We start from the raw sequence: 21,911 nt of genomic DNA on the forward strand, positions 1-21,911 counted from the left end.
GTGAACCACATGGCACCAAAGAAGGTATTCGGCATCGTCCTCGCCGGCGGCGAGGGCAAGCGGCTCATGCCGCTGACCGCCGACCGCGCGAAGCCCGCAGTCCCGTTCGGCGGGAACTTCCGCCTCATCGACTTCGCGCTCTCCAACCTCGTCAACTCCGGGTTGCAGAAGATCGTCGTCCTGACCCAGTACAAGTCGCACAGCCTCGACCGGCACGTGGCCGAGACCTGGCGCATGGAGGGACTGCTCGGGTCCTACGTCGCGTCGGTGCCGGCGCAGCAGCGACTCGGCAAGCGCTGGTTCGCCGGGTCCGCGGACGCGATCCTGCAGTCGCTCAACCTGCTCCGCGACGAGCGCCCGGACATCGTGGTGGTGGTCGGTGCCGACCACGTCTACCGCATGGACTTCCACCAGATGATCGAGGCCCACATCGCCTCCGGCCGCAGTGCCACGGTCGCGGCGATCCGGCAGCCGATCGGGCTCGCCGACCAGTTCGGCGTCATCCAGGTGGACCAGGACGACCCGACCAAGATCGACGCGTTCCTCGAGAAGCCGAAGGACGCTGTCGGCCTCGCGGACTCGCCCGGCGAGATCCTCGCGTCGATGGGCAACTACGTCTTCGACGCCGATGCCCTGGTGGACGCGGTGCTCCGTGACGGGCAGATCGAGACGAGCAACCACGACATGGGCGGAGACATCGTGCCGGACTTCGTGTCCCGCGGCGACGCCGGCGTGTACGACCTGCAGCGGAACGACGTCCCCGGCTCGAACGAACGCGACCGGTACTACTGGCGCGACGTGGGGACGATCGACTCGTTCTTCGACGCGCACATGGACCTCATCGCGCCGGTCCCGGTCTTCAACCTGTACAACCAGGACTGGCCGATCTTCAACCAGCAGACGAACCTGCCGCCGGCGAAGTTCGTGCGCGACGCGAACGGCAACACGGGCTCGACGGTCGACTCGATCGTGGCGCTCGGCTGCCTGCTCTCCGGCGCCCAGGTCGAGCGCAGCGTGATCGGCCCGTGGTGCGGCATCGACTCGGGTGCGAAGGTCCTCGACTCGATCGTGTTCGAACGTGCGTCGATCGGCGCCGGCTCCATCGTGAATCGCGCGATCCTCGACAAGGACGTGGTCATCGCGCCCGGCGCGCAGGTGGGCGTCGACCGTGAGACCGACGAGGCCCGCGGCTTCACGGTGACCGAGTCCGGTATCACGGTGGTGGGCAAGGGCGTGCGCGTCGAGGCCTGACCCACCGACCGCACCGGCCTGGAGGCGCGGCTGACGTCACAGACGTCGCCGCGCCTCCTGCTGTCGGTACCGTTGGTCCGTGCCACGCTTCCTCGTCGTCCTCGATGCCGACTCCACGCTGCTCGAGGACGAGGTCATCGAACTGCTCGCCGACCACGCCGGGACCCGGCCACAGGTGCAGGCGGTGACGGAGCGCGCCATGCGCGGTGAGATCGACTTCGCCGAGAGCCTGCGGGAGCGGGTCGCGACCCTGGCGGGCCTCCCGGCCGACGTCTGCACCCGCGCACAGCGGGCGGTCCGCGTGACGCGGGGCGCCGAGGAGCTCGTCCGCGGCGTGCACGCCGCCGGGGGCACCGTCGGCGTCGTCTCCGGCGGCTTCCACGAGGTGCTCGACCCGTTCGCCTCCCGACTCGGCCTCGACCACTGCCGGGCGAACCGGCTCGAGGTGGTCGACGGCACGCTCACCGGCCGGGTGCTCGGCGCCGTCGTCGACGCCGACGCGAAGGCGGCGACGCTCGGGGAGTGGGCGCAGGCGGACGGCGTGGACGCCGCGCACACCGTGGCGGTCGGCGACGGCGCGAACGACCTCGAGATGATGCGCGTCGCGGCGCTCAGCGTGGCGTTCGACGCGAAGCCGCGCGTGCGCGAGCAGGCCGACGTCGCGGTCGTGGACCGCGACCTGTCCGCCGTGCTCGCGATGCTCGGCCTGCGCGGCTGACGCGCGTGGTCGGCCGACGGCGGACGAGAGCGACCTCACGCGGTGGGCGACACCTCACGGCCGCGGGTCGGCGTGAGGTGTCGCTGCGCGCGTGAGGTCGCTCGAGTCCCTCGGGCTAGTGCCCCATCCCGAGGCCGCCGTCGACCGGGATCACCGCACCGGACACGTACCCGGCGCCGTCGCTCGCCAGGAACAGCGTGGCGTCGGCGACGTCGTCGACCGTGCCGTAGCGCGCGGCCGGGATCTGCTTCTTGAACTCGGCCTGCAGTTCCTCGGGCAGCGCCGCGGTCATGTCGGTCTGGATGAACCCGGGCGCGACCACGTTGGCGGTGATCCCCCGGGAGCCGAGCTCGCGCGTGATCGAGCGGGCCATGCCGACGAGTGCGGCCTTCGACGAGGCGTAGTTCACCTGGCCGACCTGGCCGTACGCGCCGACGACGCTCGACATGAGCACGATGCGGCCGAACTTCGCCTTCATCATCCCCTTGGTCGCGCGCTTGACGACCCGGAAGGTCCCGGTCAGGTTCGTGTCGACCACGCTGGTGAAGTCCTCCTCCGACATGCGGAGCAGGAGCTGGTCGTTCGTGATGCCGGCGTTCGCGACGAGCACCTCGATCGGTCCGAGCTCGGCCTCGACCTGCGTGAAGGCGGCGTCGACCGAGGCGGAGTCCGTGATGTCGGCGGCGACGGTGAGCGCACCCTCGGGGCCGCCCTGACCGCTGCGGGAGGTCACGGCGACGCGGTGTCCCTCGGCGACGAACCGCGCGGCGAGGGCGTGGCCGATGCCGCGGTTGCCGCCGGTGACGAGGACGGTACGGGGGTGGTCATGATCGCTCCGTTCGAGTGTGGTGACGCGGCGTGCGCCGGTCCGACAGCGGGGCCGTCGGCCGCTGGACACGCCCGGACGAGCGTACCGGAGCCGTTCCCCGGAGCTGTCCCCCGCGCGGCGGGTCAACTGTCGGTGGTCGGGGCTTAGGCTTGACCCTGGCGAATGGAAGAACACCGTATGAAGTCGACGCAGCGCCGGTTCCACGCGACGCACACCCACTCCGGGTCCACGCAGAGCATCACGTCCCTGCCTGACTCCCCCGAGCTGGACCGGGCACACCGCCTGTCCAAGTACGTCTGGCAGATGGCCGTGCGCGTCGTGTGCTTCATCGGCGCGGTCCTCATCTGGACGACCTGGCACACCTGGCTCGCGGTCATCCCGATCGTGCTCGCCGCGGTGATCCCGTGGGTCGCGGTCATCCTCGCGAACGCCGGCAGCAACGCCGAGAGCGACATCGTCACACCAGCCGGTGCCATCGAGCTGTACGACGCCGTCGACCCCCGACTCCGTGAGCAGCAGGAGGACGCCCGCGCCGAGGCCTACCGCGCCGAGCAGGAACGCCTGCGCGAGCAGGCCCAGCACGCGCAGGAAGAGTGGCAGCGCAACGGGGACCGTTCCCGTGTCTGGTCCACGAAGTCCCGGACGCGACGCTGATGGGCGCGACCTTCGACCTGTTCACGGAGCCCGGCTCCACCCCGGTCTGCTCCCGCGCGGGGTGCACGAACACCGCCGAGTGGCGGATCAACTGGCGGAACCCGCGCATCCACGCCGTCGACCGCGTGAAGATCTGGGCCGCGTGCGAGGAGCACTGCGACTTCCTCGCCGACTACCTGCGCTCCCGCTCGTTCCCGGTCCGGGTGACCGGGATGCACGAGGACGTCGACAGCCTCGACGACGTCCGCGCGCGTGAGGACGCACCGAAGAACGACGTCGGGGTGCGCTCCACCGGCACCGGACGATGACGGACGAGTTCGACCCCACCGCCCGCTACGGTCGGAAGCACGCCGCGAAGCTGCAGCGCGACGCCGGGCGTCGTCCCGATCGCAGCACCACCACGGGCGGCACCGACGACGGCGCCGCATCCGCGAGTACCGACGCGTCCGGCCGTGGTGCCGCGTCCGTCGGCACGACCGTGGCGGTCGGCCCGACCGTCGGTTGGGCCTTCGTCCGGAGCCGTCGCTGGCTCGGGTACTTCGCCATCGCCGTGGCGTTCGCCATCATCTGCGCGCTGTTCGGGATGTGGCAGTGGGACCGCCGCAACGAGGCGGTCCGGCAGAACGACCAAATCGCGCAGAACTACGACCACACCCCGGTGCCGCTCGACCAGGCGCTCCCCCGCGCCTCGTCGTGGGACGACGACCAGCAGTGGCTCCGCATCGAGGTCACCGGCCGGTACGACGTCGACGACCAGCTCCTCGTCCGCAACCGCGTGCACAACGGCCAGCCCGGGTTCGAGGTCCTCACGCCGCTCGTGACCGCCGACGGTCGCGCGTTCGTCGTCGACCGGGGCTGGGTGCCGACCGGCAACCGGCAGGACGCGCCGGACAATGTCCCCGCTCCCCCGAGCGGCGTGGTGACCGTGACGGCGCGCCTGCAGCAGAGCGAGCCGCGCATCCCGGGGCGCACCGATCCGTCGCACACCGACCAGGTGCAGTCGGTGACGCTCGCCGACGTCGCGGACAAGGTGGACACGCCGATCTGGACGGGTGCGTACGGCCAGCTCGCGTCCGAGTCGCCCGCGCCCCCCGAGTCCCGCCCCCTCGGCTGGGACCGGCCCTCCGCGGACACCGGCCTGCACCTCAGCTACTTCATCCAGTGGTTCCTCTTCGCCGCGGGCGGGTTCGGCTTCCTGGGCTACGTGATGGTGCAGGAGTACCGGAACCTCAACCAGGACGACCCCGAGGAGCGCGAGCGTGCCCTCGAGCGGCAGCGGCGGAAGGACGCCAAGCCGCGGTCCGACGACGAGGTCGAGGACGAGCTGCTCGGCGCGCACCGCTGACGAGGAGCCGCCGACAGCCGGTTCGCAACCCCGTACACGACGGGAGGCGCGGTGCCGGCCGACACCGCGCCTCCCGTCCGTCAGGGGCCGCTAGGCGAGCTCGACGAGCTCCGCGTAGTCCTTGTTCCAGTGGTCCTCGGTGCCGTCCGGCAGCAGCAGCACGCGCTCCGGGTTGAGCGCCTCGACCGCGCCTGCGTCGTGCGACACCAGGACGACCGCGCCCTCGTAGCCGGCGAGGGCACCGAGGATCTCCTCGCGCGACGCCGGATCGAGGTTGTTCGTCGGCTCGTCGAGCAGCAGCACGTTCGCGCCGGACACCACGATCATCGCGAGCGACAGACGCGTCTTCTCGCCACCGGAGAGCACGCCGGCCTTCTTGTAGCCGTCGTCACCCGTGAACAGGAACGAGCCGAGGACGCGACGGGCCTCGGTCTCGGTGAGGTTCGGCGACGCCGACACCATGTTCTCGATCACGGTGCGGTTCACGTCGATGTTCTCGTGCTCCTGCGCGTAGTACCCGATGCGCAGGCCGTGCCCGGGCAGGATCTCCCCCGTGTCCGGCTGGTCGGCGCCGGCGAGGATGCGGAGCAGGGTCGTCTTCCCGGCCCCGTTGAAGCCGAGGATGACGACTCGGGAGCCCCGGTCGATCGCCAGGTCGAGCCCGGCGAAGATCTCGAGCGAGCCGTAGGACTTCGACAGCCCCTCGGCCATGAGCGGCGTCCGGCCGCAGGCGGCGGGCGTCGGGAACCGCAGCTTGGCGACGCGGTCGACGGCGCGCTCGTCCTCGAGCCCCGCCAGGAGCTTCTCGGCGCGCGCGACCATCTGGTGGGCCGCAGCGGCCTTCGTGGCCTTCGCGCCGAAGCGGGCGGCCTGGTCCTTGAGCGTCGCGGCCTTCTTCTCGGCGTTCGCGCGCTCCTTGCGGCGGCGGTCCTCGTCGGCCGCGCGCTGCCGCTGGTAGAGCTTCCAGCCCATGTTGTAGACGTCGATGGTCTGACGGTTGGCGTCGAGGTAGAAGACGCGGTTGACGACCTCGTCGACGAGCTCCACGTCGTGGGAGATGACGATGACCCCGCCCGCGTAGGTCTTGAGGTGCTCACGCAGCCAGGTGATCGAGTCGGCGTCGAGGTGGTTCGTCGGCTCGTCGAGGATCATCGTCTCGGCGTCCGAGAACAGGATGCGCGCGAGCTCGATGCGACGACGCTGACCGCCGGAGAGCGTCTTGAGCGGCTGGTCGAGGATCCGGTCCGGCAGCTTGAGGTTCGACGCGATCGACGCCGCCTCGGCCTCGGCCGCGTAGCCCCCGAGCGCGTTGAACTGGTCGTCCAGCCGGCTGTAGCGGCGCATCGCCTTCTCGGCGGTGTCCGGGTCCTCGCTCGCCATGTCGAGCGTCGCCTGCCGGATGCCCTCGACGAGCTCACCGAGGCCGCGGGCGTCGAGGATGCGCTTGCGGGCGGTGTCCTCCGGGTTGCCCGACCGCGGGTCCTGCGGCAGGTAGCCGATCTCGCCGGAGCGCTCGATCTTGCCGTCGGTCGGCTGCGACTCGCCGGCGAGGGCCTTCGTCATCGTGGTCTTGCCGGCGCCGTTGCGCCCGACGAGCCCGATCTTGTCACCCTTCTCGACGCGGAAGGACACGTGCTCCATGAGGAGGCGGGCGCCTACGCGGATCTCGAGGTCGTGCACGGCAAGCACAGGAGGACGTCCAATCAGTTGGTGATGTGCACAACGACGTGTGCGGGAGGTGCACCGCTACGCTGACGGGACCGATGGTCCGGAAGCGGACCAGCAGTCCATTCTAGGAGAATCCATGACGAACGCCACCGGGTTCGCTCGCCGCGCAGTCCTCGCCGACCGTCTTCGCACCTCGGGGCTGGCCACCGACGCCGCCCTGGTCGCCGGCGGCGCCCTGTTCACCGCCGCGATGGCGCAGCTCCAGGTCCCGATGTGGCCGGTCCCGATCACCGGACAGACCCTGGCGGTCGTGCTCGTCGGTGCCACCCTCGGGGCCCGACGCGGCATGCTGTCGCTGCTCGTCTACGCCGTCGCCGGCCTCGCCGGTGCGCCGTTCTTCGCCGAGTTCTCCGGCGGCCTCGCGGCGCTGACCTCGCCGAGCTTCGGGTACGTGATCGGCTTCGTGCCCGCTGCCGGCCTGGTCGGCTGGCTCGCTCGACGCAACTGGGACCGGAAGGTCGGCCGCGCGGCGGTGGCGATGCTCCTCGCGAGCGCGATCCCGTTCGTCACGGGTCTGCCGTGGCTCGCGGTGGTCCTCGGCCAGCTCGGCGCGCCGAACGACCTGCAGTCGGTGCTCGCCGCCGGCCTGTACCCGTTCATCGTCGGCGGTGTCGCCAAGGCGCTCATCGCCGCGGGCGTCCTGCCCCTGGCGTGGAGGCTCACCGGTCGCCGCTGACGCCGCCGGACCGCGACGGGCCCCGCACCTGCTGGTGCGGGGCCCGTCGTCGTTCCGGCGAGGCGGCCGTCGGGCGCCGAGGCCGTCCCCGGGCTCCGTTCTGGTCGCACGACATGCCGTCAGGCGCGAAGCCGAGCGGCAGGTCGTGCGACCGAGACGGGCGTGAGCGGCAGGTTGCGTGACCGGAGCGGGGCGCTCCGCGCGCAGAGGCGCCAACGACGGACGGGAGGCGCGGTGCCCGCTGGCACCGTCCTCCCTCGCAGGCTCGGTCGGCACGCCCCGCGCAACGCTCCGCGTCGTCTCCGAGCGGGGCGCGCCCGTCCGTCAGGTGATCGCGCCTAGATCGAGAAGCCGAGCGCGCGCATCATCTCGCGCCCGTCGTCGGTGATCCGCTCCGGACCCCACGGCGGCATCCAGACCCAGTTGATGCGGAACGCGTCGACGATGCCGTCGAGGGCGTTCGCGGTGTCACCCTCGATGACGTCGGTCAGCGGGCAGCCCGCACTCGTGAGCGTCATGCTGATCACGAGCGCGTTCGCCTCGTCGTCCATCGCGAGGTCGTAGATCAGGCCGAGGTCGACGATGTTGACGCCGAGCTCCGGGTCCTGGACCTCCTTGAGGCCCTCGACGACCTCGTCGAACTTCTCCGGGGAGAGTGCGGTGATCATCAGTTGCCCGCCGCAGCTGCCTGGACGTAGCGGTCGTAGCCCTCGTTCTCGAGGCGCTCGGCGAGCTCCGGGCCGCCCTGCTCGGCGACCTTGCCCGCGACGAACACGTGCACGAAGTCCGGCTTGATGTAGCGGAGGATGCGCGTGTAGTGCGTGATGAGGAGCACGCCGAGACCGGTGGCCGCCTTCGCTCGGTTGACGCCCTCGGACACGATCTTCAGCGCGTCGACGTCGAGGCCGGAGTCGGTCTCGTCGAGCACGGCGAACTTCGGCTTGAGGAGCTCGAGCTGCATGATCTCGTGGCGCTTCTTCTCGCCGCCCGAGAAGCCCTCGTTCACGTTGCGCTCGGCGAAGGACGAGTCCATCTTGAGGTCGGCCATCGACTGGCGGAGGTCCTTGACCCAGCCGCGGAGTGCGGGTGCCTCACCGTCGATCGCGGTCTTCGCCGTGCGCAGGAAGTTCGACACCGTGACGCCGGGGATCTCGACCGGGTACTGCATGGCGAGGAACATGCCGGCGCGGGCGCGCTCGTCGACGCTCATCGACAGGACGTCCTCGCCGTCCAGGGTGATCGAGCCACCGGTGACGTTGTAGCGCGGGTGCCCGGCGATCGTGTAGGCCAGGGTCGACTTGCCGGAGCCGTTCGGCCCCATGATCGCGTGGATCTCGCCCTCGTTGATGGTGAGGTCGACACCCTTCAGGATCTCCTTGGTGCCCTGATCGGTGTCGATCGAGACCTGGAGGTCGCGGATTTCGAGAGTGGACATTGCGTTCCTTCGGTTGCAGCTGGTGTGCGGCGTCAGCCGCGGAGGAGAGTGGGGTCGCTCAGTCGACGGGGACGGTGTCGTGCACGTCGACGTAGACGTCGCCGTCACGGACCTCGACCCGGAAGACGGGCACCGGCTCGTACGCCGGGAAGTTCTGCGGCTTGCCGGTCGCCAGCGAGAACCGGGACCCGTGAGCCCAGCACTCGAGCGTGTCGCCCTCGACGAAGCCCTCGGCCAGGGAGATGTCCCCGTGCGTGCAGGTGTCGCCGATCGCGTGGACGGTGCCGGCGGAGTCCTTGACGATCGCCACGGCGGTGCCGTCGACGACGACCCGCATCGGGCTGTCGACGGCGATCTCGGATTCGGCGCAGACCTTCTCGGCCATCAGGCGTCCGCCTGCTCGGCCTCGGGCTCGGCAGCGGCGACCGCGGTGCGACCGTCGGCGAGCTCCTGCTCCACGGCGGCGATCAGACGCTCCTCGAGCTCGGGCGCGCCGATCTTCTGGATGACCTCGACCAGGAAGCCGAGCACGACGAGGCGTCGGGCCTCTTCCTCGGGGATGCCACGGGCCTGCAGGTAGAACAGCTGCTCGTCGTCGAAGCGACCGGTCGCGCTGGCGTGCCCGGCACCCTCGATGTTGCCCGTCTCGATCTCGAGGTTCGGGATGCTGTCCGCGCGCGTGCCGTCGGTCAGGACGAGGTTGCGGTTCTGCTCGTAGGAGTCGGTGCCGTCGCCGGCGCGACCGATGAGCACGTCGCCGATCCAGACCGTGTGCGCGCCCTCGCCCTGCAGTGCGCCCTTGTAGTTGACGCGACCGCGGGTGTTCGGGGCGTCGTGGTTCACGTACACCTGCTGCTCGATGTACTGACCCGCGTCGGCGAAGTACACGCCGTACATCTCGGTGTCGGCGCCCTGCGCTCCGAGGTGCGTCGAGGGGTTCACCCGGACGACGTCGCCGCCGAGCGAGACCACGACGTGCTTGAGGAAGGCGTCGCGGCCGACCTCGGCGAACTGCGTCGACACGTGCACCGCGTCGTCGTCCCAGTCCTGCAGGCTGACGACCGTCAGTCGTGCGCCGTCGCGGACGACGATCTCGACGTTCTCGCTGAGGAGCGCCGACCCGCGGTTGTCGATCACGACGATGCCCTGCGCGTGCTGCTCGGCCGTGATGACCGTGTGCGCTGCGCGGGCCGACGTGCCGAAGTCCGATCGCGTGATCGAGATCGACTCGTGGGCGTCGGTCGCCTTGACCGTCACCTTGAGCACCGCGTCCCGTGCGGTCCACGCCGCAGCCGCAGCGCGGTCCTCGGGCAGGCCAGCGGAGCCGACGACCGGGTCGTCGCTCCGGCCCCATTCGACGTCCGCGCCTTCGGTCTGGCGGGCCAGGAACCGGTAGGCGGAGCCGTCGAGGCCGCCGTCGAGCAGCGGCTGGAGCTTCGCGAGCGGTGCGAACTTCCAGTTGACCTCGCGGCCGGTGACCGGCGGGAAGGCGTCGAGGTCGCCGGACTGCGGGCGCTCCGAGCGGGTCTGGACCGGGACCTTCGTGTCCCAGCCGCCGTCGGAGTGCGCCCGAGCGCCGTGCTGTTCGGTGCCCTGGGCCTGGCCCGACGGAGCCTGCTGGCCCTGCGCCACGGCCGAGGGCTCGACCGGCTGGTCGATGCGGGGCGCGGGGGTGACCCCGTCGGTCGGTGTCGGGTTGGTGCTGGTGTTCGACATCTAGCCGACGGATCCTTCCATGCTCATCTCGATGAGCTTGTTGAGTTCGAGCGCGTACTCCATCGGGAGCTCGCGGGCGATGGGCTCGATGAAGCCGCGGACGATCATGGCCATGGCCTCGTCCTCCGGCATGCCGCGCGACATGAGGTAGAACAGCTGCTCCTCGCTCACGCGGGAGACGGTGGCCTCGTGCCCGAGCTGCACGTCGTCGACACGGATGTCGATCGCCGGGTACGTGTCGCTGCGGCTCACCGTGTCGACGAGCAGCGCGTCGCACCGGACGGTGTTCGCGGCGTGGTGCGCGGCCGGGTCGACCCGGACCTCGCCGCGGTAGCCGGCGCGGCCACCACCGCGGGCGATCGACTTCGAGACGATCGACGACGTCGTGTACGGCGCCATGTGGATCATCTTCGCGCCGGCGTCCTGGTGCTGGCCCGGGCCGGCGAAGGCGACGGAGAGGGTCTCGCCCTTGGCGTGCTCGCCGGCGAGGTAGATCGACGGGTACTTCATCGTGACCTTCGACCCGATGTTGCCGTCGATCCACTCCATCGTCGCGCCCTCGTGTGCGATCGCACGCTTGGTGACGAGGTTGTAGACGTTGCTCGACCAGTTCTGGATCGTCGTGTAGCGCACGCGGGCGTTCTTCTTCACGATGATCTCGACCACGGCGGAGTGCAGCGAGTCCGACTTGTAGATCGGGGCCGTGCAGCCCTCGATGTAGTGGACGTAGGAGTCCTCGTCCGCGATGATCAGCGTCCGCTCGAACTGGCCCATGTTCTCGGTGTTGATCCGGAAGTAGGCCTGCAGCGGGATCTCGACGTGTACGCCCTTCGGGACGTAGACGAACGAGCCGCCGGACCACACGGCGGTGTTCAGCGCGGCGAACTTGTTGTCGCCGGCCGGGATGACGGAGCCGAAGTACTCCTCGAAGAACTCCGGGTGCTCGCGGAGCGCCGTGTCGGTGTCCATGAAGATGACGCCCTGCTGCTCCAGGTCCTCTCGGATCTGGTGGTAGACGACCTCGGACTCGTACTGGGCGGCCACGCCGGCGACGAGACGCTGGCGCTCGGCCTCGGGGATGCCGAGACGCTCGTAGGTGTTGCGGATGTCCTCGGGGAGCTCTTCCCAGGTCTGGGCCTGCTTCTCGGTGGACTTCACGAAGTACTTGATGTTGTCGAAGTCGATGTCCGACAGGTCGGCACCCCACGACGGCATCGGCTTGCGGTCGAACAGCGTGAGCGCCTTGAGGCGGAGCTTGCGCATCCACTCGGGCTCGTCCTTCCGGGCGGAGATGTCGCTGACCACCTCGTCCGACAGACCACGGCGCGCAGATGCACCGGCCGTGTCGGAGTCGGACCAGCCGAACTCGTACTGGCCGAGCCCTTCGAGTTCTGGACGGTCGATGAGCACGTCGGACATGGTCTCCTCGTTTCCTTCTCGCGGCAGCGTCTTCCGGGACAACCCGTGACGTCCGGACGCCATTCCACCGCGGACCTCCGACAGGAGTCCCACGGCGTTGCTGCCTCGCAACGTCGATGGTCCCACGCAGTCGTCCGACCGATCGGCGATCTCGGCCCATTCGGAGCCGGCGCCTGCCTAGACTTGACTGCTGCTGAACCCTCGAATCCTACAGGTTCACCGCACGGAACAACAGGAAGGCACCACCCTCGTGACTCGCGTCGGACCCACCGTCGAGCAGGGCGTCCGCCCCGGCACCCGCGACCCGCGGTGGTGGTCGCTCCCCCGCGCCGTCGACCCCCGCGTGATCTGGCTCGCCTGGGCGTCCTTCGTGGTCGAGGTCGTGCTCATCGGCACCGGTGGCCTCGTCCGGCTCACCGCCTCCGGCCTGGGCTGCCCGACGTGGCCGAAGTGCACCGCCGAGTCGCTCGTGTCCACGCCCGAGATGGGCATCCACGGCGTGATCGAGTTCGGGAACCGTCTGCTCACCTTCGTGCTGGTGATCGTCGCGGTCGCGATGTTCCTGCTCGTGGTCCGGATGCGCCGCACGCGTCCCGAGCTCTTCTGGCTCGCCTTCGCACAGGGCATCGCGATCCCGGTGCAGGCCGTGATCGGCGGCCTCAGCGTGCTCACGAACCTGAACCCGTTCGTCGTCGGCCTGCACTTCGTGGTGTCGACCACCCTCGTCGCGGTCACGGCGACGCTCGTCTACCGCTCGATGAACGGCCCCCGCACCGCTGCCCGTCTGGTGCCGGGCTGGTACACGGGCCTGGTCCGCGGCACGGTCGCCGCCGTGGTCGTCACCGTCCTGGTCGGCATCCTCACCACCGGCTCCGGCCCGCACGCGGGAGCGAGCGAGGCCGTCGACGGCGGCCGCCTGCACCGCACGGGGTTCGACCCGCAGCTCATGGAGCACCTGCACGCGATCCCGGCGTACGCGCTCTTCGCCCTCACCCTCGCGCTCGTCGTCGGCGCGGTCGTCCTGCGACTCTCGAGCCGCTGGGCCCTGGTCCTGCTCGTCGTCGAGTTCGTGCAGATCGCCGTCGGCCTGACCCAGGCGCGGACGGGCCTGCCGGTCGGCCTGGTGGGGACGCACATGGTGCTCGCCGGCCTCCTCGTCGGCGCCGTCACCGTCGTCGTGCTCTCCACGCGCGGCAGCGCGGGTCGTCAGGCAGTCCGGGAGCGCATCTCCGCCTGACCCGGCGCCCGCCAGCCTGCTCCTCCGACATCCCGCGCGTCGCCTTCGACCCGAGCGCCGACGCGTGGGATGTCGTCGTCCGGGGTACTCCGGTGCCGCGACCATGCGCAACACGCCGGTGTCACCGCGTGGTGCCGCCGTCACCGCGAGACGCCGCCGTCACCGCGAGACGCCGGCGCCACCGCATGACGCCGCCGCCCGCGCACGACGCCGCCGCCCGCGCAAGGCGCCCCAGGATGCGACACCGTCTCGCGCGGACGCGACCGTCTCGCGCGGACGCGACCGCTCCGCGCCCCGCGCAGGCCCGGCCACGACACGGACGGGAGGCCCGTCTGCCGCCCGTCCCGCGCCTCCCGGCCGGCGCCCGCGCGCGACCCGCGACTGCCACGACACCGCGGTCGTCGCACGACAGCGACATCGTCGCCCCGGTCGGCCCGCCGTTCGCAGCGTGCATCGCTCGCGAGCTGCACCCACACCACCGTCGTCGCACGGCAGCGGATCCGTCGTCCCAGCCGGAACCGCCCGCTCGCGCCCAGGCCAGCGCTCGTGGCCGAGTCCGCGCACGGCTCACGCCCCGCGACGCACCACAGCGCCGCCGGCGGACCGGCGGCGCTGTGGGATCGGGCGACGAGCCCGGACTAGATCGTGAAGGTGAACACCTGCGGCAGCAGCGGGTCGATGCCCACGGCGATGAACAGCAGCGTGAGGTACGTGATCGAGCTGTGGAAGACCCGCATCGGCTGGACCTGCTCCACGTGCTGGATCGCCCGCGAGTACAGGCGATGCGACTCCACGACGAACCAGATGCCGCCAGCGAGCGCGACGACCGTGTACAGCGGCCCCATGTGCGCGACCGGGACGAGCAGCAGCGAGCAGACCAGCGTCGCCCAGGCGTAGAGCACGACCTGCAGCCCGACGACCGTGCGGCCGCGGACGACGGCGAGCATCGGCACGTCGGCGGCGTCGTAGTCGTCGCGGTACTTCATCGACAGCGGCCAGTAGTGCGGCGGCGTCCAGAGGAAGATCACCATGAAGAGGATGATCGGCGCCCAGGACAGCGAACCGGTGACGCCGGCCCAGCCGATGAGCACGGGCATGCAGCCGGCGGAGCCGCCCCAGACGATGTTCTGCGGGGTGCGGCGCTTGAGCCAGAGCGTGTAGACGCAGACGTAGATCAGGATCGCGATCACGCTGAGCGCGGCGGCGAGCCAGTTCACCAGGAAGCCGAGGACCGCGGTCGAGAGCACCGCGAGGGTCCACGAGAACACGAGCGCTTCGCGGTCGGAGAGCTCACCGGTGACCAGGGGCCGCTGGCTCGTGCGCTTCATCAGCCGGTCGATGTCACGGTCGATGTAGCAGTTGAACGCCGACGCCGAACCCGCCGACATCGCACCACCGAGCATCGTCCAGAAGACGAGCCACAGGTCCGGGACCCCGCGCTCCGCCAGGAACATCGTCGGCGCCGTGGTGACGAGGAGCAGCTCCATGACCCGGGGCTTCGTCAGCGACACGTACGCCCGGACCTTGCGCGACAGCGTCGAGCGGGGTCGATCGGTGTCGGGCCGGGTCGCGGTGGCAGTCAACAGGGGAACCTCAGTCCGTTCGCGTCAGCTCGCACGCTCGGTGGGCGGCTCCGTCACCGTCGGGGCGTGCGTCGACCCGGAATGCACACGGGTCCCCGCCAGTTTAGGCCATCGAGGCGCCGCGAGGATGCCCCGCCTCGCCGACCGGGCCGAGTGCTCGACACGGCACCGTCGTCACCTGGACACCTTCTGAGAGCGTTGTCACTATGCTGGACACGCCCTCCCGCATCGTGTGCCCCGAAGACGTCGGTCGCGAAGAGCCGGTCGGCCGCCGCTCGACGGCGACACGACACACGGCCCCGGGACGGCGATCATGTCCGTGCGATGGCACGAGCCCTCGCACATGTCGCAACAACGAAGGGTCAACATCCAAGTGGCTGAATTCACCTGGGACGCCATCGACCGGAAGGCCGTCGACACGGCGCGCGTCCTCGCCGCCGACTCGGTCGAGGCCGCCGGCAACGGTCACCCCGGCACCGCGATGAGCCTCGCGCCGGTCGCCCACCTGCTCTTCCAGAAGGTGATGCGTCGCGACCCCAGCGACTCCACCTGGATCGGCCGCGACCGTTTCATCCTGTCCGCCGGTCACGCCTCGATCCTGCAGTACGTGCAGTTCTACCTGCACGGCTACGGCCTCGAGCTCGAGGACCTGCAGCACCTGCGCAAGTGGGGCTCGAAGACCCCGGGTCACCCGGAGTACGGCCACACCGACGGCGTCGAGATCACGACCGGCCCGCTCGGCCAGGGCCTCGCCTCGGCAGTCGGCTTCGGCTACGCGCAGCGCTTCGAGCGCGGCCTGTTCGATCCGGAGACCGCCGACGGCGAGTCGCCGTTCGACCACTTCACCTACGTGATCGCCGGTGACGGCGACATGCAGGAGGGCGTCACCAACGAGGCCGCGAGCCTCGCCGGCCGCCAGCAGCTCGGTCGCCTGGTCGTCTTCTACGACTCGAACCAGATCTCGATCGAGGACGACACCGACATCGCGTTCTCCGAGGACGTCGCCGCCCGCTACGAGGCGCTCGGCTGGCACGTGCAGCACGTCGACTGGAAGAAGACCGGCGAGTACTCCGAGGACGTCGAGGAGCTCTACCGCGCGGTCGAGGCGGCCAAGGCCGAGACGACCAAGCCGTCACTCATCGTCCTCAAGACGATCATCGGTTGGCCGTCGCCGACCAAGCAGAACTCCGGCAAGATCCACGGCTCGGCGCTCGGCGCAGACGAGCTGAAGGGCCTCAAGGAGGTCCTCGGCTTCGACGCCGACAAGACCTTCCACGTCGACCCGGAGGTGCTCGAGTACACCCGCGGTGCGATCACCAAGGGCCAGGAGCAGCACGCCGAGTGGAACAAGACCTTCGACGCGTGGGCTGCGGCCAACCCGGAGAAGAAGGCGATGCTCGACCGCATCAACGCGGGTGAGCTCCCCGAGGGCCTCGAAGAGGCGCTGCCGGTGTTCTCCACCGAGAAGGCCGTCTCGACCCGCGCCGCGTCCGGCAAGGTCATCAACGCCATCGCGCCGCTCATGCCCGAGTTCTGGGGCGGTTCCGCCGACCTCGCCGAGTCGAACCTGACGACGATCGAGGGTGCCAAGTCCTTCGGTCCGGCCGAGGCCTCGACGAAGACCTGGTCGACCGACCCGTACGGCCGCGTGCTGCACTTCGGCATCCGCGAGCACGCGATGGGCTCGATCCTCTCCGGCATCGTGCTGCACGGCAACACCCGCCCCTTCGGCGGCACGTTCCTCATCTTCAGCGACTACATGCGTCCGGCGGTCCGTCTCGCCGCGCTCATGAAGGCGCCGGCGATCTACGTCTGGACCCACGACTCCATCGCCCTCGGCGAGGACGGCCCGACGCACCAGCCGATCGAGCAGCTCACCGCCCTCCGCGCGATCCCGGGTCTCGACGTCGTCCGTCCGGCCGACGCCAACGAGGTCTCGTACGCCTGGCTCGAGATGCTCAAGCACAAGGACCGCCCGGCCGGCATCGCGCTGAGCCGCCAGAACCTCCCGGTGTTCGAGCGTGGCGAGGGCGACGCCTCCGGCGACACGCTCGCGTCGGCGAAGAACGTCGGCAAGGGTGCGTACGTGCTGGCCGAGGCGCCGAACGGCACCCCGGACGTGATCCTCATCGCGACCGGTTCCGAGGTCCAGATCGCGGTCGACGCCCGCGAGCAGCTCAAGGGCGAGGGCATCAACGCCCGCGTCGTGAGCGCCCCGTCGCTCGAGTGGTTCTTCGAGCAGTCGGAGTCCTACCGCGAGCAGGTCCTGCCGAAGGCCGTCACCGCGCGCGTCTCGGTCGAGGCCGGCATCGCGATGAGCTGGCGCGACATCGTCGGCGACAAGGGCCGCAGCGTGTCGATCGAGCACTTCGGTGCGTCGGCCGACTACCAGCGCCTGTTCGCCGAGTTCGGCTTCACCACGGAGCACGTGGTCGCGGCCGCCAAGGAATCGATCGCAGCGTCCTGACCCACGAGGGGCCGGATCCGGTACGCCGGGTCCGGCCCCTCTGCCGGGAGGCACGCAGCGGGCCCGCCCCGCGCCTCCCGGCCCACAGACCACGACACCACGGCCCTGGTCGCCTCCGCGCACCGGGCCGGTCGACGAAAGAAGAAGAGAAACCATGGCTGAGAACACCCCCACCGCCGCCCTCTCCGAGGTCGGCGTCAGCATCTGGCTCGACGACCTGTCGCGCGAGCTCCTCGAGACCGGCAAGCTCACCGAGCTCATCGAGCAGAAGAACGTCGTCGGCGTCACCACGAACCCGACCATCTTCGCGTCGGCCCTCGCCAAGGGCGAGCGCTACGACGCGCAGGTCAAGGAGCTCGCGGCGAAGGGCACCGACGTCACCGAGGCGATCTTCGAGATCACCACGCAGGACGTCGCGAACGCCTCCGACGTCTTCAAGCCGATCTACGACGAGACCAAGGGCTTCGACGGTCGTGTCTCGATCGAGGTCGAGCCGGGCCTGGCACACGACACGCAGAAGACCATCGAGCAGGCGAAGTTCCTGTTCGAGAAGGTCGGCCGCGAGAACGTCCTCATCAAGATCCCCGCCACCCTCGAGGGCCTCGAGGCCATCACCGAGGTCATCGGCGCCGGCATCTCCGTCAACGTCACGCTGATCTTCTCGCTCGAGCGCTACCGCGCCGTCATCGACGCCTACCTCGGTGGCCTCGAGAAGGCCAAGGCCGCGGGCCACGACCTCTCGAAGATCCACTCGGTCGCGTCGTTCTTCGTGTCGCGCGTCGACTCCGAGATCGACAAGCGCCTCGACGCCGTCGGCACCGACGAGGCGAAGGCCCTCAAGTCGAAGGCCGGCATCGCCAACGCGCAGCTCGCGTACCAGGTCTGGACCGAGGCGTTCGCGACCGAGCGCGCCCTGGGCCTGCTCGAGTCGGGCGCCAACACGCAGCGTCCGCTCTGGGCGTCGACCGGTGTCAAGGACCCGTCGCTGCCCGACACGCTCTACGTGACCGAGCTCGCCGCGCCGAACACGGTCAACACCATGCCGGGCAAGACGCTCGACGCGACGTTCGACCACGGCGAGATCCACGGCGACGCCATCGCCGGCTCGTACGAGGGCGCCCAGCAGGTCATGGACCAGATCGCGGCCGCCGGCGTCGACTACGACGACGTCGTCGCGCTGCTCGAGAAGGAGGGCGTGGACAAGTTCAACGTCTCCTGGGGCGAGCTCGTCGACACGGTGAAGACCGCGCTCGAGAACAGCAAGTAGGCACCACAGGAGCTCGCGTCCCGGTGACGGCACCACCGTCGTCGGGACGCGGGCACCCACGGTCAGGACCGGTCCACCGGAGCCGCAGCGCGCCTCCCGGCCGACCCTGACCACCACGACGGCGGAGTCGCCGCTGCCACCGCAGCGTCGCGCTCCGCCGTCTCCGTTCGACCCTCAAGGAGTCCACACCCATGTCACCGGTGGCGATCACCCCGGAGCACAACCCGCTCCGGTTGCCGACCGACCGACGTCTGAACCGGATCGCGGGTCCCAGCACCCTCATCATCTTCGGCGTCACGGGCGACCTGTCCCGCAAGAAGCTGATGCCCGCGGTCTACGACCTCGCGAACCGGGGTCTCCTGCCCCCGGGGTTCGCGCTCGTCGGGTTCGCCCGGCGCGACTGGGAGGACCAGGACTTCTCCCAGCTCGTGCACGACGCGGTCCGGGACCACTCCCGCACCCCCTTCGACGAGGCCGTCTGGAAGCAGCTCGAGCAGGGCATCCGCTTCGTGCAGGGCTCGTTCGACGACCCCGAGGCGTTCCTCGAGCTGAAGCGCACCGTCGACGAGCTCGACGCCGAGCGCGGCACCCTCGGCAACCACGCCTTCTACCTGTCGATCCCGCCGAAGATGTTCCCGGTGGTGACCGAGCAGCTCAAGGTCTCCGGTCTGACGGAGAAGCGCGAGGGCTCGTGGAGCCGCGTCGTCGTCGAGAAGCCGTTCGGCTCCGACCTCCGCACCGCGCGCGAGCTGAACGCGATCGTCGAGAGCGTCTTCGCGCCGGACGACGTGTTCCGCATCGACCACTACCTCGGCAAGGAGACCGTCCAGAACCTCCTGACGCTCCGGTTCGCGAACCAGATGTACGAACCCATCTGGAACTCGAACTACGTCGACCACGTGCAGATCACGATGGCCGAGGACATCGGCGTCGCCGGTCGTGCCGCGTACTACGACGGCATCGGCGCCGCGCGCGACGTCATCCAGAACCACCTCCTGCAGCTCCTCGCCCTCACCGCGATGGAGGAGCCCGTCTCGTTCAAGGCCGCGGACCTGCGCGCCGAGAAGGAGAAGGTGCTCTCCGCCGTACGCCTGCCCGAGGACCTCGCCACCGCGACCGCCCGCGGGCAGTACGACGGCGGCTGGCAGGGCGGCGAGAAGGTGCTCGGGTTCCTCGAGGAGGCGGGGATGAACCCCGAGTCCACGACCGAGACCTACGCCGCGATCAAGCTCGACATCGCGACCCGCCGCTGGCAGGGCGTCCCGTTCTACCTGCGTGCCGGCAAGCGTCTCGGCCGCCGGGTGACCGAGATCGCGATCGTCTTCAAGCGCGTCCCCGAGGACGTCTACGGCAACACGCAGGCGCCGCTCGGGCAGAACGCGCTCGTCATCCGTGTCCAGCCGGACGAGGGCGTCACGCTCCGCTTCGGATCCAAGGTCCCCGGCGTCGGCACGCAGGTGCGTGACGTGACGATGGACTTCGGCTACGGGCACGCGTTCACCGAGGCCTCGCCGGAGGCGTACGAGCGACTCATCCTCGACGTGCTCCTCGGCGACCCGCCCCTGTTCCCCCGTCACCAAGAGGTGGAACTGTCGTGGAAGATCCTCGACCCGATCGAGGAGTTCTGGGCCACGCAGGGCCAACCCGAGCAGTACCGTCCCGGCACGTGGGGTCCGGCGTCCGCCGATGCCCTGCTCGCCCGCGACGGCCGGACCTGGAGGCGTCCATGAAGATCGACATGCCGAACACCACGGTCTCGAAGATCCAGAAGAAGCTCGTCCACATCCGCGAGGAGGGCGGCGCCGTCGCCCTCGGTCGCGTGCTGACGCTCATCATCTCGACGGCCCTCGGCCACGAGGAGGAGGCGATCTCGGCCGCGAACCAGGCGTCACGCGAGCACCCGATGCGCGTCATCATCGTGTCGAAGAACGACGGGGACACGAAGTCCCCCGGGCGCCTCGACGCGCAGATCCGTGTCGGCAGCGACGCGGGGGCGAGCGAGGTCATCGTCCTCCGCGCCTACGGTGAGACCGCGACCGACGAGGAGAGCCTGGTCACGGGCCTGCTGCTGTCGGACGCTCCCGTCGTGGCGTGGTGGCCGCAGGCCGCTCCCGAGCAGCCGGCGGCGTCCGCGCTGGGCCGGATCGCGCAGCGTCGCATCACCGACGCCGCCGCCCAGAAGGACCCGAACGGCGCCATCGAGGCACTCGGGAGGTCCTACGTCCCCGGTGACACCGACTTCGCGTGGACCCGCCTGACGCTGTGGCGCAACCAGCTCGCCGCGGCGCTCGACCAGCCGCCGTACGAGCCGGTCACCGGCGTCGAGGTGTCCGGCGCGAGCGACAGCCCGTCGACGGTCCTGCTCGCCGCCTGGCTCCAGCTGCAGCTGCAGGTCCCGGTGTCGGTCGTCACCTCGCCGAGGGCGACCGGGTCGAGCGGCATCCACGGGGTGAAGCTCCAGCGTGCCTCGGGCACGATCGACCTCGAGCGCTCGCTCGTCGACGTCGCGACCCTCTCGATGCCCGGCCAGCCGACGCACGACCTGTCGCTACCGCGGCGGAACCTGCGTGACTGCCTCGCAGAGGAACTCCGTAGACTCGACCCGGACGTCCTCTTCGGAGACGTCGTCAAGCACGGGGTGCCCCAGCTGCGCGAGACCATCGCCGGCTGAGCACCCACACGACCGAGTACCGGGTGGTGGTCGACACGACGGCCACCCGGACTCGGCCGGACCGAAGGCGGTCGCACCGGTCGGCCGCCACGAACACGGGAGACACGTGACCAACGAACGACGGGTGCTGGTGCACCCGGACAAGCAGTCCCTCGGCGCGTCGGTCGCCGCCCGCTTCATCACGAAGATCATCGACGTGCTGGACGAGCAGGAGCGCGCCGACATCGCGATCAGTGGCGGCTCCGTGTCGACCCTGGTCCTCGCGGCGATCGGGCAGTCCCCCGCCCGCGAGAGCGTGGACTGGTCGAAGGTCCACGTCTGGTGGGTCGACGAGCGCTGGGTCGCCGAGGGCGACGCGGACCGCAACGTCACCGGCACGCAGTCCGACTTCTTCGCGCACGTCGACGTCCCCGCGGCGAACATCCACCCGATGGCGCCGTCCGACGCGGGTCTGTCCATCGACGAGGCCGCAGCGCAGTACGAGCGCGAGCTCCAGGACGCCGCGCCCGAGGGTGCGGTCGCGCCGCGCTTCGACATCACGCTGCTCGGCGTCGGACCGGACGGACACACCGCCTCGCTCTTCCCCGAGTTCCCGCAGCTCGCGGTCACCGACCGTGCCGTGCTCACCGTCGACGACTCCCCGAAGCCGCCGGCGCAGCGCCTGACGCTGTCGTTCCCGGTGATCAACGCCTCGCAGCGTGTGTGGGTGATCCTGTCCGGCGCCGAGAAGGCGTCCGTGCTCGGCCTCGCGCTGGCCGGTGCCGCGGTGGACGAGGTCCCCGTCGGCGGCGTGCAGGGCCGGAAGCGCACCGTGTTCTTCGTCGACCAGGACGCCGCGCGCGACGTCCCGGAGAACCTGATCGCCTCGACGTACTAGACGCAGCCCCCTGACGGACGGGAGGCGCGGTGCCGGCT

The 21,911-nt window shown here is 70.2% G+C and carries 20 protein-coding genes; 12 read left to right on the plus strand and 8 right to left on the minus strand.

Annotation, left to right across the window (positions count from 1 at the left end; all coding sequences use genetic code 11):
* Positions 1–9: 9 nt before the first annotated feature.
* Both LCG91_RS08305 and serB read left to right on the plus strand, forming a co-directional pair.
* The gene (locus tag LCG91_RS08305; protein WP_058750251.1) at positions 10–1,251 is read left to right on the plus strand and encodes a glucose-1-phosphate adenylyltransferase; all 1,242 of its coding nucleotides are present in this window, start codon (positions 10–12) and stop codon (positions 1,249–1,251) included.
* A gap of 79 nt (positions 1,252–1,330) precedes the next feature.
* The gene (gene serB, locus LCG91_RS08310; RefSeq protein WP_224441102.1) at positions 1,331–1,969 is read left to right on the plus strand and encodes a phosphoserine phosphatase SerB; all 639 of its coding nucleotides are present in this window, start codon (positions 1,331–1,333) and stop codon (positions 1,967–1,969) included.
* Between the two features lie 115 nt (positions 1,970–2,084).
* On the opposite strand, the gene fabG is transcribed toward serB, so the two are convergent.
* A complete protein-coding gene (fabG, locus tag LCG91_RS08315; protein WP_224441103.1) occupies positions 2,085–2,867 on the minus strand; it encodes a 3-oxoacyl-ACP reductase FabG in 783 nt (260 codons plus the stop codon).
* A gap of 108 nt (positions 2,868–2,975) precedes the next feature.
* On the opposite strand from fabG, the gene LCG91_RS08320 reads away from it, so the two are divergent.
* Genes LCG91_RS08320 through LCG91_RS08330 form a run of 3 tightly spaced genes read left to right on the plus strand, consistent with a single transcriptional unit; the run spans position 2,976 to position 4,797 of the window.
* Positions 2,976–3,452 (plus strand): DUF3099 domain-containing protein, encoded by a 477-nt coding sequence (locus LCG91_RS08320; RefSeq protein WP_058727810.1) that lies wholly within the window; start codon positions 2,976–2,978, stop codon positions 3,450–3,452.
* Entirely contained in the window at positions 3,452–3,760 is a 309-nt protein-coding gene (locus LCG91_RS08325) for a hypothetical protein (protein ID WP_374109361.1), read from the plus strand. Before LCG91_RS08320 ends, LCG91_RS08325 begins: the two co-directional genes overlap by 1 nt.
* Positions 3,757–4,797 carry an SURF1 family protein gene (locus LCG91_RS08330; RefSeq protein WP_224441104.1) on the plus strand — a complete coding sequence of 347 codons (1,041 nt, stop codon included), beginning with the start codon at positions 3,757–3,759 and terminating at the stop codon, positions 4,795–4,797. Before LCG91_RS08325 ends, LCG91_RS08330 begins: the two co-directional genes overlap by 4 nt.
* 90 nt (positions 4,798–4,887) lie before the next feature.
* Here the strand turns inward: LCG91_RS08330 and LCG91_RS08335 are convergent, their stop codons facing one another.
* On the minus strand, positions 4,888–6,486 hold the full coding sequence (locus tag LCG91_RS08335; protein ID WP_058750254.1) for an ABC-F family ATP-binding cassette domain-containing protein: 1,599 nt from the start codon (positions 6,484–6,486) through the stop codon (positions 4,888–4,890).
* A 115-nt stretch (positions 6,487–6,601) separates the two neighbouring features.
* Between LCG91_RS08335 and LCG91_RS08340 the strand changes: the two genes are divergently transcribed.
* A complete protein-coding gene (locus tag LCG91_RS08340) occupies positions 6,602–7,201 on the plus strand; it encodes a biotin transporter BioY (RefSeq protein ID WP_224441105.1) in 600 nt (199 codons plus the stop codon).
* A gap of 338 nt (positions 7,202–7,539) precedes the next feature.
* On the opposite strand, the gene LCG91_RS08345 is transcribed toward LCG91_RS08340, so the two are convergent.
* Genes LCG91_RS08345 through sufB form a run of 5 tightly spaced genes read right to left on the minus strand, consistent with a single transcriptional unit; the run spans position 7,540 to position 11,771 of the window.
* Positions 7,540–7,869: a metal-sulfur cluster assembly factor gene (locus LCG91_RS08345; RefSeq protein WP_022902786.1), complete on the minus strand. Its 330-nt coding sequence runs from the start codon at positions 7,867–7,869 to the stop codon at positions 7,540–7,542.
* Positions 7,869–8,636, minus strand: a complete 768-nt coding sequence (gene sufC / locus LCG91_RS08350) for a Fe-S cluster assembly ATPase SufC (protein WP_058727807.1) — start codon at positions 8,634–8,636, stop codon at positions 7,869–7,871. Before sufC ends, LCG91_RS08345 begins: the two co-directional genes overlap by 1 nt.
* A 58-nt stretch (positions 8,637–8,694) precedes the next feature.
* The gene (locus LCG91_RS08355; protein WP_374109362.1) at positions 8,695–9,021 is read right to left on the minus strand and encodes a non-heme iron oxygenase ferredoxin subunit; all 327 of its coding nucleotides are present in this window, start codon (positions 9,019–9,021) and stop codon (positions 8,695–8,697) included.
* On the minus strand, positions 9,021–10,352 hold the full coding sequence (gene sufD, locus LCG91_RS08360) for a Fe-S cluster assembly protein SufD (protein WP_224441106.1): 1,332 nt from the start codon (positions 10,350–10,352) through the stop codon (positions 9,021–9,023). The genes LCG91_RS08355 and sufD overlap by 1 nt, the downstream gene beginning before the upstream one ends.
* Positions 10,353–11,771 (minus strand): Fe-S cluster assembly protein SufB, encoded by a 1,419-nt coding sequence (sufB, locus tag LCG91_RS08365; RefSeq protein WP_058727805.1) that lies wholly within the window; start codon positions 11,769–11,771, stop codon positions 10,353–10,355. It lies immediately after the preceding gene.
* 250 nt (positions 11,772–12,021) lie between these two features.
* On the opposite strand from sufB, the gene LCG91_RS08370 reads away from it, so the two are divergent.
* Positions 12,022–13,008 (plus strand): COX15/CtaA family protein, encoded by a 987-nt coding sequence (locus tag LCG91_RS08370; RefSeq protein ID WP_224441107.1) that lies wholly within the window; start codon positions 12,022–12,024, stop codon positions 13,006–13,008.
* Positions 13,009–13,646: 638 nt separating this feature from the next.
* On the opposite strand, the gene LCG91_RS08375 is transcribed toward LCG91_RS08370, so the two are convergent.
* Positions 13,647–14,591: a heme o synthase gene (locus LCG91_RS08375; protein WP_058749588.1), complete on the minus strand. Its 945-nt coding sequence runs from the start codon at positions 14,589–14,591 to the stop codon at positions 13,647–13,649.
* Between the two features lie 373 nt (positions 14,592–14,964).
* Between LCG91_RS08375 and tkt the strand changes: the two genes are divergently transcribed.
* The 5 genes from tkt to pgl all read left to right on the plus strand — a co-directional run bounded on the left by tkt (position 14,965) and on the right by pgl (position 21,873).
* Positions 14,965–17,058, plus strand: a complete 2,094-nt coding sequence (gene tkt / locus LCG91_RS08380) for a transketolase (protein ID WP_137767396.1) — start codon at positions 14,965–14,967, stop codon at positions 17,056–17,058.
* Between the two features lie 154 nt (positions 17,059–17,212).
* Positions 17,213–18,325: a transaldolase gene (gene tal, locus LCG91_RS08385; protein WP_058727802.1), complete on the plus strand. Its 1,113-nt coding sequence runs from the start codon at positions 17,213–17,215 to the stop codon at positions 18,323–18,325.
* A gap of 191 nt (positions 18,326–18,516) precedes the next feature.
* The gene (gene zwf, locus LCG91_RS08390) at positions 18,517–20,055 is read left to right on the plus strand and encodes a glucose-6-phosphate dehydrogenase (RefSeq protein WP_058727801.1); all 1,539 of its coding nucleotides are present in this window, start codon (positions 18,517–18,519) and stop codon (positions 20,053–20,055) included.
* Positions 20,052–20,996: a glucose-6-phosphate dehydrogenase assembly protein OpcA gene (locus LCG91_RS08395; protein WP_058749585.1), complete on the plus strand. Its 945-nt coding sequence runs from the start codon at positions 20,052–20,054 to the stop codon at positions 20,994–20,996. Before zwf ends, LCG91_RS08395 begins: the two co-directional genes overlap by 4 nt.
* A 106-nt stretch (positions 20,997–21,102) precedes the next feature.
* A complete protein-coding gene (gene pgl, locus LCG91_RS08400) occupies positions 21,103–21,873 on the plus strand; it encodes a 6-phosphogluconolactonase (protein WP_224441108.1) in 771 nt (256 codons plus the stop codon).
* Positions 21,874–21,911: the final 38 nt, after the last annotated feature.

Source organism: Curtobacterium sp. TXMA1 (assembly GCF_020162095.1).
GTDB lineage: Bacteria > Actinomycetota > Actinomycetes > Actinomycetales > Microbacteriaceae > Curtobacterium.

Excerpts from the sequence above, each read along its gene's own strand:
- LCG91_RS08305 (WP_058750251.1), top strand. The coding sequence starts at position 10 with ATGGCACCAAAGAAGGTATTCGGCATCGTCCTCGCCGGCGGCGAGGGC.
- LCG91_RS08320 (WP_058727810.1), top strand. The coding sequence starts at position 2,976 with ATGAAGTCGACGCAGCGCCGGTTCCACGCGACGCACACCCACTCCGGG.
- LCG91_RS08325 (WP_374109361.1), top strand. The coding sequence starts at position 3,452 with ATGGGCGCGACCTTCGACCTGTTCACGGAGCCCGGCTCCACCCCGGTC.
- LCG91_RS08330 (WP_224441104.1), top strand. The coding sequence starts at position 3,757 with ATGACGGACGAGTTCGACCCCACCGCCCGCTACGGTCGGAAGCACGCC.
- LCG91_RS08340 (WP_224441105.1), top strand. The coding sequence starts at position 6,602 with ATGACGAACGCCACCGGGTTCGCTCGCCGCGCAGTCCTCGCCGACCGT.
- LCG91_RS08345 (WP_022902786.1), bottom strand. The coding sequence starts at position 7,869 with ATGATCACCGCACTCTCCCCGGAGAAGTTCGACGAGGTCGTCGAGGGC.
- sufC (WP_058727807.1), bottom strand. The coding sequence starts at position 8,636 with ATGTCCACTCTCGAAATCCGCGACCTCCAGGTCTCGATCGACACCGAT.
- LCG91_RS08355 (WP_374109362.1), bottom strand. The coding sequence starts at position 9,021 with ATGGCCGAGAAGGTCTGCGCCGAATCCGAGATCGCCGTCGACAGCCCG.
- sufD (WP_224441106.1), bottom strand. The coding sequence starts at position 10,352 with ATGTCGAACACCAGCACCAACCCGACACCGACCGACGGGGTCACCCCC.
- sufB (WP_058727805.1), bottom strand. The coding sequence starts at position 11,771 with ATGTCCGACGTGCTCATCGACCGTCCAGAACTCGAAGGGCTCGGCCAG.
- tal (WP_058727802.1), top strand. The coding sequence starts at position 17,213 with ATGGCTGAGAACACCCCCACCGCCGCCCTCTCCGAGGTCGGCGTCAGC.
- zwf (WP_058727801.1), top strand. The coding sequence starts at position 18,517 with ATGTCACCGGTGGCGATCACCCCGGAGCACAACCCGCTCCGGTTGCCG.
- LCG91_RS08395 (WP_058749585.1), top strand. The coding sequence starts at position 20,052 with ATGAAGATCGACATGCCGAACACCACGGTCTCGAAGATCCAGAAGAAG.